The organism is Streptomyces sp. M-16, from assembly GCF_052114405.1.
Classification (GTDB): Bacteria; Actinomycetota; Actinomycetes; order Streptomycetales; family Streptomycetaceae; genus Streptomyces.
This window is the reverse complement of record NZ_JBFRER010000028.1, coordinates 26,324-38,715: the sequence shown is the minus strand read 5'-3', so window position 1 is coordinate 38,715 and position 12,392 is coordinate 26,324. Positions and strand designations below refer to the sequence as shown.

Annotated in this window: 12 protein-coding genes and 1 tRNA gene; 3 read left to right on the top strand and 10 right to left on the bottom strand. The window is 69.2% G+C overall.

All coding sequences use genetic code 11. From position 1 onward, the window contains the following. Window positions 1-125: 125 nt before the first annotated feature. The 3 genes from AB4039_RS15335 to AB4039_RS15325 form a co-directional block, all read right to left on the bottom strand. Window positions 126-368: a hypothetical protein gene (locus AB4039_RS15335; protein ID WP_442270958.1), complete on the bottom strand. Its 243-nt coding sequence runs from the start codon at window positions 366-368 to the stop codon at window positions 126-128. Between the two features lie 384 nt (window positions 369-752). After that, window positions 753-1,244 (bottom strand): anthrone oxygenase family protein, encoded by a 492-nt coding sequence (locus tag AB4039_RS15330; protein ID WP_442270957.1) that lies wholly within the window; start codon window positions 1,242-1,244, stop codon window positions 753-755. Between the two features lie 5 nt (window positions 1,245-1,249). After that, on the bottom strand, window positions 1,250-1,903 hold the full coding sequence (locus AB4039_RS15325) for a maleylpyruvate isomerase family mycothiol-dependent enzyme (protein WP_266840082.1): 654 nt from the start codon (window positions 1,901-1,903) through the stop codon (window positions 1,250-1,252). Between the two features lie 71 nt (window positions 1,904-1,974). Between AB4039_RS15325 and AB4039_RS15320 the strand changes: the two genes are divergently transcribed. Beyond that, on the top strand, window positions 1,975-2,913 hold the full coding sequence (locus AB4039_RS15320) for a LysR family transcriptional regulator (protein WP_266840081.1): 939 nt from the start codon (window positions 1,975-1,977) through the stop codon (window positions 2,911-2,913). A 344-nt stretch (window positions 2,914-3,257) separates the two neighbouring features. Here the strand turns inward: AB4039_RS15320 and AB4039_RS15315 are convergent, their stop codons facing one another. The 4 genes from AB4039_RS15315 to AB4039_RS15300 all read right to left on the bottom strand — a co-directional run bounded on the left by AB4039_RS15315 (window position 3,258) and on the right by AB4039_RS15300 (window position 5,757). Further along, on the bottom strand, window positions 3,258-3,692 hold the full coding sequence (locus tag AB4039_RS15315) for a hypothetical protein (RefSeq protein ID WP_442270956.1): 435 nt from the start codon (window positions 3,690-3,692) through the stop codon (window positions 3,258-3,260). Then, window positions 3,692-4,987: an amidase domain-containing protein gene (locus AB4039_RS15310; RefSeq protein WP_442270955.1), complete on the bottom strand. Its 1,296-nt coding sequence runs from the start codon at window positions 4,985-4,987 to the stop codon at window positions 3,692-3,694. Before AB4039_RS15310 ends, AB4039_RS15315 begins: the two co-directional genes overlap by 1 nt. A gap of 3 nt (window positions 4,988-4,990) precedes the next feature. Beyond that, window positions 4,991-5,314: a type VII secretion target gene (locus tag AB4039_RS15305; RefSeq protein WP_266840077.1), complete on the bottom strand. Its 324-nt coding sequence runs from the start codon at window positions 5,312-5,314 to the stop codon at window positions 4,991-4,993. A gap of 369 nt (window positions 5,315-5,683) precedes the next feature. Beyond that, a tRNA-Gly gene (locus tag AB4039_RS15300) sits at window positions 5,684-5,757 on the bottom strand. A gap of 479 nt (window positions 5,758-6,236) precedes the next feature. Here AB4039_RS15300 and dcd point away from each other — a divergent pair. Continuing rightward, window positions 6,237-6,824 carry a dCTP deaminase gene (dcd, locus tag AB4039_RS15295; RefSeq protein ID WP_249766703.1) on the top strand — a complete coding sequence of 196 codons (588 nt, stop codon included), beginning with the start codon at window positions 6,237-6,239 and terminating at the stop codon, window positions 6,822-6,824. Beyond that, window positions 6,821-7,318, top strand: coding sequence for a phosphoribosyltransferase (locus AB4039_RS15290; protein WP_030228732.1), 498 nt, complete (start codon window positions 6,821-6,823; stop codon window positions 7,316-7,318). Before dcd ends, AB4039_RS15290 begins: the two co-directional genes overlap by 4 nt. A 68-nt stretch (window positions 7,319-7,386) precedes the next feature. Here AB4039_RS15290 and AB4039_RS15285 read toward each other — a convergent pair whose 3' ends face one another. The 3 genes from AB4039_RS15285 to AB4039_RS15275 all read right to left on the bottom strand — a co-directional run bounded on the left by AB4039_RS15285 (window position 7,387) and on the right by AB4039_RS15275 (window position 12,152). Further along, on the bottom strand, window positions 7,387-8,319 hold the full coding sequence (locus AB4039_RS15285; RefSeq protein WP_266840076.1) for a YIP1 family protein: 933 nt from the start codon (window positions 8,317-8,319) through the stop codon (window positions 7,387-7,389). 420 nt (window positions 8,320-8,739) lie between these two features. Next, on the bottom strand, window positions 8,740-11,475 hold the full coding sequence (locus AB4039_RS15280; protein ID WP_442270954.1) for a (Fe-S)-binding protein: 2,736 nt from the start codon (window positions 11,473-11,475) through the stop codon (window positions 8,740-8,742). Window positions 11,476-11,585: 110 nt separating this feature from the next. Beyond that, window positions 11,586-12,152 (bottom strand): sugar transferase, encoded by a 567-nt coding sequence (locus AB4039_RS15275; RefSeq protein ID WP_442270953.1) that lies wholly within the window; start codon window positions 12,150-12,152, stop codon window positions 11,586-11,588. Window positions 12,153-12,392: the final 240 nt, after the last annotated feature.

Below are 12,392 nucleotides of genomic sequence, written 5' to 3'. Positions count from 1 at the left end.
CCTCGGCGCCAGGGCGACCAGTTCGCCGGAGAGCCGCTCGACTTCGTGGATGACGTGCTGGGGCAGGCCGGAGATGACGCGTTCGGCATCGGGGTCGTACTCCCAGCGCCACAGCTCCTCGTCGCTCACCTGGCGCCCGCTCCGGGCTCGATTCCGGCTTCGGCGCATGCGACGTCGATGATGTGGCCGATCTCGGCGGCGATGGCGCGGGCCTCGGAGAGATCGCCGGCCTGGGTGGCGCCTGCTTCGAGTGCGTGGAGGCGTGCGGCGCGCTCCGGGTGGCGTTCGACGGCGACGTAGACGGCCCATTGGCCGACGAAGCGGCGCGGCGCTGACCTGCTCCCGGGCCTGCTGGAGGGCGACGGCACGCTCTGCGTCGAAGGTCGCCAGCGTCTCGGGGGCCAGGAGGGCGAGGGCGGCGCGCAGACCTTCGGGGGTGCTGGCGGGCTGCGGCATGGGGGGGAGCGCCGGATGGAGGGTCCCAGGCGGTTGACATGCGGCCTGCCTCGTCTTGTCGGAGCCGCTGCTGTGCTTCAGCGTCCCGAATGCGCTGTGGAAAACTCAAGCGCGGGCCAAAGGGGGCGGGCCGTATGTCCACTGTGCTGGCCTGTCCTCGCTGGGCGGGCTGTGGATCCCGGTCAGCCAGTTCCCGGACGTGCTGAAGGACGTCGTGAAGGCGCCGCCCTGTCTCCTGGGCCATCGACGTCTCCTGGGCCATCGACTCCCCCAGCCGCGTCGCGTCCTGATCGTCTTCAGGCCGACGTGGTCTGCGGCTGCTTCCGGCCGCCCGGCGGTTGCCACAGAGCGAGGACGATCAGCAGCGCGAACGCGGTGAGGGCGGTGAGCGTGCGCAGGTTGTTGAAGAGCTCCCAGCGCCGCAGGATCTCTGCGTGATCGGCCGGTGCCGTGGTGCGCGCCCATTCCTTGATCCGGCCGTTGATCGGTACGTTGCCGAGCCGGGTGATCAGGAAGGACGTGAGGGTCAGCAGACCTGCCGAACCCGCGATCAGCCGGGCGCGGCCGCGTGTCAGGGTCGCGAGAGCGAGGGAGCTCAGCGTCGACGCGGCCATCGCGGCCTGCATGGTGATGCCGTTCATCTTCATCAGTTCGGCGTGGAACGACAGCCGCATGTCGAGCGGTACCGCGTTGAAGGTGGGGACGAGGTTGGCCGCGCCGTAGCCGAATGCGCCGGCGAGGAGACCGGTGGCGAGCAGGGCGAGCCCCTGGAGGAGTCGGATGCGCATGTTCGTCACCCCCGCGCGGCGACGAAGCGGTCGCGCGGTTCGCCGTGGAGGTGTCCCGGTGGGAGCCGTCGGCCGTATGCGAGCAGGAGGAGGTCCTGTGCGGCGCCGGTCAGGGGCGTCCCGGTACCGAAGGACCAGTCGAGGTCGGTAGCGCGGAGTTCGATGCCTCCCAGGTCGGCTCCGAAGAACTTGAGGGTCCTGGCGTCGACGCTCTCCAGGAGGATGCGCACGCGGTCTTCGGGCACGCGGCGGTCGAGTCCCAGGGCGACCGTGATGTCCAGGCCGTGGATCACGTCGTGGCCCAGGGCCGCCGCGAGCCCGCCGACCGGCGGCTTCCAGGGGTGGTCCGCGTTGTCACCGAGGAATGCGGCGAGCTCACGCGTCGAATGGGCGTCCGCGTCCTTGCGGGCACATCGGTCGGTCATCCGGTGGAGGCTGCCTCGCGCGTTGATCAGTTCCCGCGCCATCTTGGGGAGCGAGTACCGGAACCCCATCGTCATGTGGGCCGCGACCTCCCGTACCCTCCAACCCCCGCACAGGCTCGGAGCGTCCCACGCCTCGGCGGACAAGCCGTCCAGCACGGCTGCCAGCTCCCGGCGTTCGGCTGCGATCGCGGCTTTGATGTCCGCCACTGGTCTCCGCTGCTTCGTGTTGCCCATGGCCTCAAGGCTCTCGGCAGCCCCGCCATAAGTCCAAGACTTTGCACGTCTCGCAACTAGAATGATCAGTTATGGACATTCGGCAGCTGCGGTACTTCGTCACGGTCGCGGAGGAAGCGAACTTCACCCGCGCCGCCGACCGTCTGCACCTGGCGCAGCCGGGGGTGAGTGCCCAAGTCCGCCAGCTCGAAAAGGAACTCGGGCATCCGCTGCTCGACCGCTCCGGCCGGTCGGTGACCCTGACGGAGGTGGGCGAGGCCGTACTGCCGTACGCGCGGGCCGCGCTCACCGCCGTCGAAGCGGTCCGGCAGACCGCTGACGAGTTCACCGGATTGCTGCGCGGTCACGTCACCCTCGGCCTCGTCTCGGGCGCAGCTGCGGCAGCCCACGAGTTCGACTTGGCCGCCGTACTGGCCGGCTTCCACGAGGACCACCCCCAGGTCGAGATTGCCCTGACCGAGGACACCTCGGAGCGGATGCTCACCGCACTGAATCGCGGGGAACTCGACATCGCAGTGATCGGACTCGCTCACGAGGAAACCCCACCGGGCATCTCCCTCCAGATCCTGGTCGACGAACCCCTGGTAGCAGCCGTCGCCCCGGACGACCCCGCCCTCACGCCCCCGGATCGCGCGGGCATTCCTTTGGCCGAGCTCCGCGATCGCCCGCTGATCAGCCTGCCCTGTGGCACAGGGCTGCGCGGGGTACTCGACCGCGCGTGCGCGCAGGCGGGGTTCCAGCCCCGCATCGCCTTCGAGGCGGCCGCTCCGCTGTTCCTCGCACAGCTCGCCGCCCGCGGTCTCGGCGTGGCGGTGATTCCGGCCCTCCCCGCCGGTGCTGCGGCGGCCTTCGGGCTGCGGACGCTGGAGATCACCGAGCCGCGGCTACGCGGGCGGGTCGCCCTGGCCTGGCGGACGGACGGCCCTTCCAGCCCCGCAGCCACCGTGTTCCTGGACCTGTTGCGTACACACCTCACCGCGCCGTGTGAGGTGCCTCGGCCCCCAACCTGACGCACCGTGAGGGCGGTTATGGCACGCGGAGGGCAGGGTGAGTGCCGAGAGGTCTAGACACGAAGAAGGCCCAGGTCGCTGACCTGGGCCGTCGTTCAAGAGCGGATGACGGGAATCGAACCCGCGCTATAAGCTTGGGAATCACGCGGCACTTGACCCCGGCCATGGCGCCTGACCTGCGGAAATGTCAACCGGTGGCCCTGTTCTGACTGTCTCGGCGAACCCCTTGTCGGCCGTTGTTTACCGCCCCTACTGGCACGTTGTGGCACGGCCCTGCCATGGAGGCACCCAGATGCGCCACGAACCAGCCGGGCACGCTCCACGGCTTGTGAAATCCCCGTTTCTTACCCGCAGTCGCCCAGGATCGGCCCCGACCCGTCGGGGGTGTACGTGGCCCACAGCATGAACAGCTCCAGCAGAATCGCCAGTATGTTGAGCATGGCGCAGACGAAGGCCAAGAGCCCCGGCCACGTGTCCCAGAGCCGCATGCCGCAGCGGCGGCGGATCCACCGGGCGAGCAGTGCGCAGACGGCCATGGCCGCCACGCCGAGGATCGGTCCCGACCACGCGACGACGTATTCCATGTTCGGGAAAGGCATGTGCCGACAGGCCGCCTGCTGCCGGTGTATCCAGTCACTGTCGATGTCCTGGACGCGCAAGGAGGTGACCACACCGAGAACGGCCACGACCGGAACGAGCAGTGCCGTGATCACCATGCCTGGCGTGATCGTGCGGTCCTGCGCGGCGCCGGACAACGCGGCTGAGGAGGAGGTTTCCATCAGTACCAATTCGGGTGCGGTCGGACGATGTGGATGCGCTGCTCGCCGTGGTTCCTGGTGGCAACATGCTCGCGGCTGTCCAGACTCACGTTCTGGAACGAGCTGGTGTGCTGAGTCAACTTGACGTCGCCATCAGGGGTCACCGAGGTCACCACGGCAGCGTGGTAGATCTCGCCCTGCGGCTCGTCCGGGTCGGGAGCGACCTGCTCGTAGAAGATCACGTCGCCAGGGCGTGCTTCCGATCTCGCGACTTCCTCGCCGCCGTTGCGCAGGAGGAAGCCATGCAGGCCTTTGGCCTGCGACCACGAACGGGAGTGGTATGCCCGCTGGTCGATCCAGTCCACCCCCAGGCCGCTCTCACGTCCCCAGGTGTTGTCCCCGCGTGGCCCCATCCAGAAGTCGAACTTCTTCTGCATCCCTCCGGCCTCAAGAGCCGACGAGGTGAAATTGGCGCAGTTGTTCTTGAACTCAAGATCGTCCAGCTTGTCCCAGTGGTCGAGCGCGTACCGCACCATCTCGACCCGGTCGATCTTGCCGTCGGGTCCGCGGAGCTCGTGCCCGACCTCGGGCGGCAGGCCCTTGAGGTCGGCAATGGTCACGGGATCGGCCCGCATGAGGTCCTTCTGCTGCTGCGGCGTCAGGCCGTCCCACCAGGCGCGGACGAGGTGCGGGTCCTTCCCGACCGGGATGTCCGCCCTGAGCAAGTCGAATTCGACATGGGACGCCTCGACCAGGATCTCGTTGTGCGCCTGCGAGGTGTCGGCGACGCCGATGGTCGTTGCCAGTCTGTCCAGTTCGGTGGAGGCCTTCGCGTCCGCCTGGGAGGCCTCGCGCAGGGCTTCCCCTATCAGCCCGTTGACCTCGGATATGTGCCCCAGTTCCTTGGTGTAGGCGTCGCGCACGTTCTGCGGGACGTTCGGGCCGACTGGGGCGGCGCCCGTGTACGCACCCTCGGCGCGGCCGTCCTGGATGCTCAGCCCGTGCTCGCTCGCCAGCTCGACCGCGTGGAAAAGGGTGCGCTGGGCGAAGCCCATGGAATGGGCCAGTGCGTCGAGGACCATGGCTACGCCCTTCATGATGTCGCCGCCGGACTCCAGACGGTTGGCGAGGTCCTCCAGGCGCTTGCCGGCCGTCTTGCCGGTGGCGTCCGCCCAGTGGTCGTCGAGCGGCTTCTTGCCCTGCGCGCGGATGTCCTCGCAGGCGGAAGAGGAGCGCCGGGCGAGGTCGACCCAGTCGTCCGCAGCCTTCTGCCACTGGTCCACGCGGCAGTCGTACAGGTCGTGATACGCGACCACGGGTCAGTTCCTCCCGAAATCGGCGAGGCCGTGCTGGAGCCTCCCGAAGGCGTCCCTCGCCTGGGCGTCCGTGGTGTCGTAGGCGTTGGCCGTGGTGTGGAGGTTGTCGGCCATGGTGTTCATCTGCTTCCCCAGGTCGACCATGTGGTCCTCCCACGCGGCCGCGCACCGCTTCAACGCCGCGGCGGAGGCCCAGCCGTGGTGGCCGTCGGCTGCCGTGTCGCTCGAATCGAGTGACTTGCGAAGGTTATCCAGTGCCCCTTCGGCGACCGTGCGAGCGCCCCCTGCACTTTGCCGCACATAGTGCGTCTTGATGTCTACGTCCACGAAATCCCCCTTAGCGGCTGAGGGACACCCTAATCTCGATCGCGCGTGCGAATTCGTCGGTATCGCGATGGAATCTCCCGGTTCTCCGAGGTGGGAGGTTTGCACAGGTAGGAGGCCGACGGCCCGACTGCCCCATCAAGCGGTGGTCGTAGCAGCGAACGATCACGAGCTCGGTGGMACCCGTCCCGGTCTTTGCGGCCGGCCGCCGGATTCGGATCTCGTTGCCATCGATGATGCCGGCTCCTCTGGGGTTCGGCTCGCAGCAATCTGACGCCCCGTTACGGCAGTTATGGCACGCGGAGGGCACTGCGGGGCTGGAGAGGTCTAGGCAATGACAAAGCCCCAGGTCGCTGACCTGGGGCTTTGTCGTGGAGCGGATGACGGGAATCGAACCCGCGCTATAAGCTTGGGAAGCTCATGTTCTACCATTAAACTACATCCGCGCGGTGGTCCAGTTGCCTGGAGCCTTACCGTTGCACACTGTACCCCATGATCGACCCGCGGTGAATTCCCCCGTGGTGCGGCGCCCCCCCCAAGCGGTGCAGCAGGGTTCGTGCGTGCGGGAGTTGGGGCGTAGCGTGAGGGGGCGGAGCGGCGGCTGGAGCGGGTCCCGATCATCCCCTAATGTGGCGATTCATCGCAGTACGGCTCGTTGGGGAAAGGGACTCGATGGAGCACACAGTCGTCCGTTGTGCCGAAGGGCATGTTTTCAGTACCGCCTCGTTCCCGTTGCAGCACCTCGGTGCCGGCCGGATCGGTCCCGGGCGGCTGCTGCGCTGTCCACGGTGCGCGCGGCTGCGGCACGCGGTGCCCGTGGGCGGCGTCAAGCGCTAGGCGGGCGGGCCGGCAGGCCGGGCAGAGGCAGGCGCGCGGGTGTCGCTCCGATTGGGGGTGGCCCGCGCGCTCTGCGTATCCTCGGGACGTGCTTCTCTCCGACAAAGACATCCGGGCCGAGATCGACAGCGGACGGGTTCGCATTGACCCCTTCGACGAGTCGATGGTGCAGCCCTCCAGCATCGACGTGCGTCTCGACCGGTTCTTCCGGGTGTTCGAGAACCACCGCTACGCGCACATCGACCCCGCGATCGAGCAGGCCGACCTGACGCGCATGGTCGAGCCCGACGGGGACGAGGCCTTCATCCTGCATCCGGGCGAGTTCGTGCTCGCCTCGACGTACGAGGTCATCTCGCTGCCCGAGGACATCGCCTCCAGGCTGGAGGGGAAGTCCAGCCTGGGCCGTCTGGGTCTGGTGACGCATTCGACCGCCGGGTTCATCGACCCCGGGTTCTCGGGTCACGTGACCCTGGAGCTGTCGAACCTCGCCACCCTGCCGATCAAGCTCTGGCCGGGCATGAAGATCGGGCAGCTGTGCATGTTCCGCCTCAGCTCGCCCGCGGAGTTCCCGTACGGCAGCGAGCGGTACGGGTCCAGGTACCAGGGGCAGCGCGGCCCGACCGCCTCGCGGTCCTTCCAGAACTTCCACCGCACCCAGGTGAGGCACGAGGCATGAGCGCAGTCCGGGAGAACCTGACCTACGAGGGGTTCGGCAACGCCGTCCGCGAGCTGGCGCAGACCATCGCCGACGACGGCTACGAGCCGGACATCATCCTCAGCATCGCCCGCGGCGGGGTGTTCGTGGCCGGCGGTCTGGCGTACGCGCTGGACTGCAAGAACATCCACCTCGTCAACGTGGAGTTCTACACCGGAGTGGGCACGACCCTCGAAATGCCGGTCATGCTGGCGCCGGTGCCCGAGGCGATCGACTTCACCGACAAGAAGGTGCTGATCGCCGACGACGTCGCCGACACCGGCAAGACGCTCAAGCTGGTCCACGACTTCTGCCTCGGCCACGTCGCCGAGGTGCGGTCCGCGGTCATCTACGAGAAGTCGCACTCCCTCGTGAAGTGCGAGTACGTGTGGAAGAAGACCGACGAGTGGATCAACTTCCCGTGGTCGGTCGAGCCGCCCGTGGTCAAGCGCGAGGGCCAGGTCCTCGACGCGTGAACGACGGCGCGTGAACGACGAGAGGGGCCCGGCGCGCGGCGCGCCGGGCCCCTCTCGCGTACCCGGGTCTAGAGGGTGCCCAGCTTGATGATCGACAGCAGGGCAACCAGCTGGATGGCGGAGGCGCCGAGCGCCTTCTGCCAGGGCAGGTCGTGCGACTTGCTGATCAGTGAGGTGAAGAGGGCGCCGGCGGCCACCCAGGTGGCCCAGCCGAGGATCTGGACGAGCATGTTGTCGCCGCCCAGGAAGATCGCGAACAGCAGGCGCGGCGCGTCCGTGAGGGACATGACCAGCATCGACAGGCCGACCGTCGGCTGCCACGCGCCGTCGCCGCCCAGCTGGCGGGCCAGGGTGTGGGTGACCCCGCCCAGGATCAGCCCGCAGATGACGAAGGCCACGCCGGTGCTGAGGGCGATCGGGATCGCCTGGGCGAGGGTCGCCTTGATCGCGTCCTCACGGGCCTTGTCGAAGCCGAAGACCGCGAGCAGGCCGTAGAGGAAGGTGACGGTCAGTGCCGGGCCCCAGACGGCGTAGTCGCGCATCTGGAAGAAGGTCGGCCCCGGGCGCAGGACGATGCCGCGCAGCAGTTCCTTCCATGGCAGCCGCGGTCCGGCGGGGGCGGCCGGGGCGACGCCCGCCTGGTAGGTCGCGCCGTTGCCGTACGGGTCCTCGCCGACGGAGAAGGCCTGGGTGTGACCCGGGTCGTTCGCGTACGAGGGCTCGTGCGGGGCCGCGTACTGGCCGTGCGGCGGCTGCTGCGCGTGCTGCGGGCGGCCGTACGGGTCGAAGTACTCGGGCTCGTCGTGGCCCCCCGAGCCGCCCTGCTGCGGCCAGTGCTGCTGCGGGGGCGGGCCGGCGTTCGGGTACGGCTGGTGGCCGTACGGCGGCTGCGGCGCTCGTGGCGCCTGCTGCTGTCCGTACGGCTGCTGCCGAGGGGCGTGCGGGGGTTGTTGCGGGGGGCGGTTGTTGTCCCGGCCCCGTCCGATCCTGAATCCAGCCACGTGATCGAAAGTACCTGCTCCGCGCGGCGGCCGTGGCCGGGCCGTCGGAACCCGTGGCCTTTGCGGCTGACCTGTGACATCCCCTAGGGGTACCGGGGTCGGGGAGTTTACATGGCTGCGTCGAGGTTTGCGGGGGTTCATTACGTCGGCTACGGAATGCGTAGATATTGGGCCCGTAGGTTCGTGACCGCCGAGGCGCCGGTCCGGGTCGCGTCCCCACGGGCGGAGTGAAGGCCGGGGCGGAGGGGGTCGACCCCGCTCCGAAGTCCGACACCCCGGTGCTGCCGGCCGCGGGCGGAGGCATGGCCGCGGTGGGCGCGGCCGGGCTGGGCTTCGCGATGCTCGGGCGCGGCTGGTCCGTACACGGCGACGGCCGGTCCCCCTGGTGGGGGACCGGCCGTTCGCGTGCGGTGCCGGGGCCTACTTGGCGCCCGCGGCCTCGTCCTTGACCTCGTCGTCCTTGGCCTCGGGCTTGGCTTCGTCGTTCTTTGCCTCGGGCTTGGCCTCGTCCTCGGGCTTGGCCTCGTCCTTGGCCGGAGCATCGGCTTCGGTTTCGGCCGGAGCCTCCGCCTTGTCGGCGTCCGCGTCGGCTTCGGCCTTCGTCTCGGCTTCGGCCTCGGCGGCGGGAGCGTCGGCCTTCGTCTCGGCTTCGGCCTCGGCGGCCGGAGCGTCGGCCTCGGCGGCCGGCTCAGCCTCGGGCTCGGCGTCGGCGTCAGCTGCCGTCTTCGCCGCAGCGGCCTCGGCTTCCGCTTCCGCTTCCGCCTCGGCCTTGGCCTTCGCTTCCGCCTCGGCCTTCGCCTTCGCGGCAGCCTCCGCCTCCGCCTTCGCCTTGGCCGCGGCGGCCTCCGCGTCGGCCTTGGCCTTCGCTTCCGCCTCGGCCTTGGCCGCGGCGGCCTCCTCCTCGGCCTGCGCAGCGGCGGCGGCGGCCAGTTCGGCCTCCGTCGGCTCCGGGGCCTTGACCGACTCCAGCAGGAGCTGGGCGACGTCGACGACCTGGACGGATTCCTTGGCCTGGCCGTCGTTCTTCTTGCCGTTCACCGAGTCCGTGAGCATGACCAGGCAGAACGGGCACGCGGTGGAGACGATGTCCGGGTTCAGGGACAGGGCCTCGTCGACGCGCTCGTTGTTGATGCGCTTGCCGATGCGCTCTTCCATCCACATCCGCGCGCCGCCCGCGCCGCAGCAGAAGCCCCGCTCCTTGTGGCGGTGCATCTCCTGCTGGCGCAGGCCCGGCACGGCGGACATGATCTCGCGCGGCGGCGTGTAGACCTTGTTGTGCCGGCCCAGGTAGCAGGGGTCGTGGTAGGTGATCAGGCCGTCGACCGGGGTGACCGGCGTGAGGCGGCCCTCGTCGATCAGGTGCTGGAGCAGCTGCGTGTGGTGGATGACCTCGTACTCGCCGCCCAGCTGCGGGTACTCGTTCGCGATGGTGTTGAAGCAGTGCGGGCAGGTCGAGACGATCCGCTTCGCCGACTTCGGCTTCTTCGTCGACGGGTCGTCGTCGTCCTCGCCGAAGGCCATGTTCAGCATGGCCACGTTCTCCTGGCCCAGCTGCTGGAACAGCGGCTCGTTGCCCAGGCGGCGCGGCGAGTCACCGGTGCACTTCTCGTCGCCGCCCATGATCGCGAACTTGACGCCCGCGATGTTCAGCAGCTCCGCGAAGGCCTTGGTGGTCTTCTTGGCCCGGTCCTCCAGCGCGCCCGCGCAGCCGACCCAGTAGAGGTAGTCGAACTCGGAGAGGTCCTCCGCGTCCTTCCCGATGATCGGGACCTCGAAGTCGACCTCCTTCGTCCACTCCACGCGCTGCTTCTTGGCCAGACCCCAGGGGTTGCCCTTCTTCTCCAGGTTCTTGAGCATCGTGCCCGCCTCCGACGGGAACGCGCTCTCGATCATCACCTGGTAGCGGCGCATGTCGACGATGTGGTCGATGTGCTCGATGTCGACCGGGCACTGTTCCACGCACGCACCGCAGGTGGTGCAGGACCACAGCACGTCCGGGTCGATGACGCCGTTCTCCTCGGCGGTGCCGATGAGGGGCCGCTCGGCCTCGGCCAGGGCGGCGGCGGGGACGTCCTTGAGCTGCTCGGGCGTGGCCTTCTCGTTGCCCTCCATGTCCTTGCCGCCGCCGGCCAGCAGGTACGGGGCCTTGGCGTGCGCGTGGTCGCGCAGGGACATGATGAGGAGCTTCGGGGACAGGGGCTTGCCCGTGTTCCAGGCCGGGCACTGCGACTGGCAGCGGCCGCACTCGGTGCAGGTGGAGAAGTCGAGGATGCCCTTCCAGGAGAACTGCTCGACCTGGGAGACGCCGAAGACGTCGTCCTCGCCCGGCTCCTCGAAGTCGATCTCCTTGCCGCCGCTCGTCATCGGCTGGAGCGCGCCGAGCGCGGTGGCGCCGTCGGCGTTGCGCTTGAACCAGATGTTCGGGAAGGCGAGGAAGCGGTGCCAGGCGACACCCATGTTGGTGTTGAGGCCGACCGTGATCGCCCAGCCCATGGTGGTGCCGAGCTTGATCATGGCGGTCAGGTAGATCAGGTTCTGCAGGGCGGCGTAGCTGAGCCCGTTGAACGCGGCGACCAGCGGGTACGAGGCCCAGTACGCGGCTTCGTAGTGGTCGACGCCGTGGATGGCGCCTTCCAGGCCGCGCAGGGTCATGATCGCCAGGCCGATGGTGAGGATGACGTACTCGACGAAGTACGCCTGGCCGGCCTTGGAGCCCGCGAAGCGCGACTTGCGGCCCGCCCGGGAGGGCAGGTTCGCGAGCCGGATCCCGATCAGGGTCACGATGCCGAGGGTCGTGAACAGCGCGATGAACTCGGTGTAGAGCTCGTAGGGGAGCCAGCCGCCGATGATCGGCAGCACCCAGTCGGCCTTGAAGAGCTGGCCGTACGCCGTCACGATCGTCAGGCCGAGCGTCAGGAAGCCCACGGCGACGAACCAGTGGGCGACGCCGATGACGCCCCAGCGGTTCATCCTGGTGTGGCCGACGAACTCCTTGGCGAGCGTGATGCTCCGGGCCTTCGGGTCGTCGGTGCGGCTGCCCGAGGGCACCGGCTGGCCGAGCTTTACGAAGCGGTAGATCTGCGCGACGGCTCGGGAGATGAGCGCAACGCCGACCACGGTCAGGACCAGCGACACGATGATCGCGGCGAGTTGCATGGGAGGGCTCCTCGGGCGGGACTTACTAAGCGGTAACTTATTGAGTCAAGGCTTGAGGTTACCCAGTTCCCGCGCCCCAATGTAGGTGGGCGAGCGGTGATCTGTGTCGCTCAGGCATGCCTCTGTCGGTAGGCCGCCCGAGGGGTCTGAGCGAGGATCGCGAGATCCATCCCCAGCCAATGGCTCTCCACATAGTGCCGGTCGAGCAGGGCCATCTCCTCCCAGGGGAGGTCGGAACGTGCGCTGACCTGCCACAATCCGGTCATTCCGGGCCGCACGAAGAGCCGGTCGGGCCGGTTCGCGTGCGCCTGGGGCCGCGGCCCCACCAGCGACATCTCCCCGCGCAGCACGTTGAGCAGCTGCGGCAGCGCGTCCAGGGCGCAGCGGTCCACCAGTTCTCCGGCCCGTCCCGAGTCCTCGGTACGCAGCCGCCAGGTGCGGAAGGGCCGCCCGCCGAGGCCGAGGGCCGGGTCCCGTACGAGGACGCCCGTGCGCCGGGTCGCGTAGAGCAGCGCGGCGGCCAGCAGCACCGGGACGGCGCACACCGCCAGCAGGACCAGTGCGCCGGCGAGGTCGAACACCCGCTTGGCCGGGGGCCTGGCCGGCCACGGCCGGCGCGGCAGCCGGGGGCGGGGCCGGGCCCCCGGCCGGGCGGGGAACGTGAGCAGCGAAGGCATGCCAGCACCGTGCCGGACGGCCGCCGCGGCCCCGGCGCGCCGCGCGGCCGCGCGTGGCGGCTCGAACCCGTTCGGGTGTGGCCCCGCTGGGGCGCCCGGCCCCTGGACCCCGCCTCAAGCCCGGTGGGGCCGGAATCGCCCGGGACTGGCCTGAGTTGTCCGGGATCGAGGTGGCTCCAGCGGGCGCCGTCTGCGGCCCCGAAGGGCTCCTTGAGCGTAAGGGGCACCTAAAGGTTGAGC

What these genes read in the sequence shown, in the direction of transcription:
- AB4039_RS15330 (WP_442270957.1), bottom strand. Translation starts at nt 1,244, where the DNA reads ATGCGCATCCGACTCCTCCAGGGGCTCGCCCTGCTCGCCACCGGTCTC.
- AB4039_RS15325 (WP_266840082.1), bottom strand. Translation starts at nt 1,903, where the DNA reads ATGGGCAACACGAAGCAGCGGAGACCAGTGGCGGACATCAAAGCCGCG.
- AB4039_RS15320 (WP_266840081.1), top strand. Translation starts at nt 1,975, where the DNA reads ATGGACATTCGGCAGCTGCGGTACTTCGTCACGGTCGCGGAGGAAGCG.
- AB4039_RS15315 (WP_442270956.1), bottom strand. Translation starts at nt 3,692, where the DNA reads ATGGAAACCTCCTCCTCAGCCGCGTTGTCCGGCGCCGCGCAGGACCGC.
- AB4039_RS15290 (WP_030228732.1), top strand. Translation starts at nt 6,821, where the DNA reads ATGAGCGCAGTCCGGGAGAACCTGACCTACGAGGGGTTCGGCAACGCC.
- AB4039_RS15280 (WP_442270954.1), bottom strand. Translation starts at nt 11,475, where the DNA reads ATGCAACTCGCCGCGATCATCGTGTCGCTGGTCCTGACCGTGGTCGGC.
- AB4039_RS15275 (WP_442270953.1), bottom strand. Translation starts at nt 12,152, where the DNA reads ATGCCTTCGCTGCTCACGTTCCCCGCCCGGCCGGGGGCCCGGCCCCGC.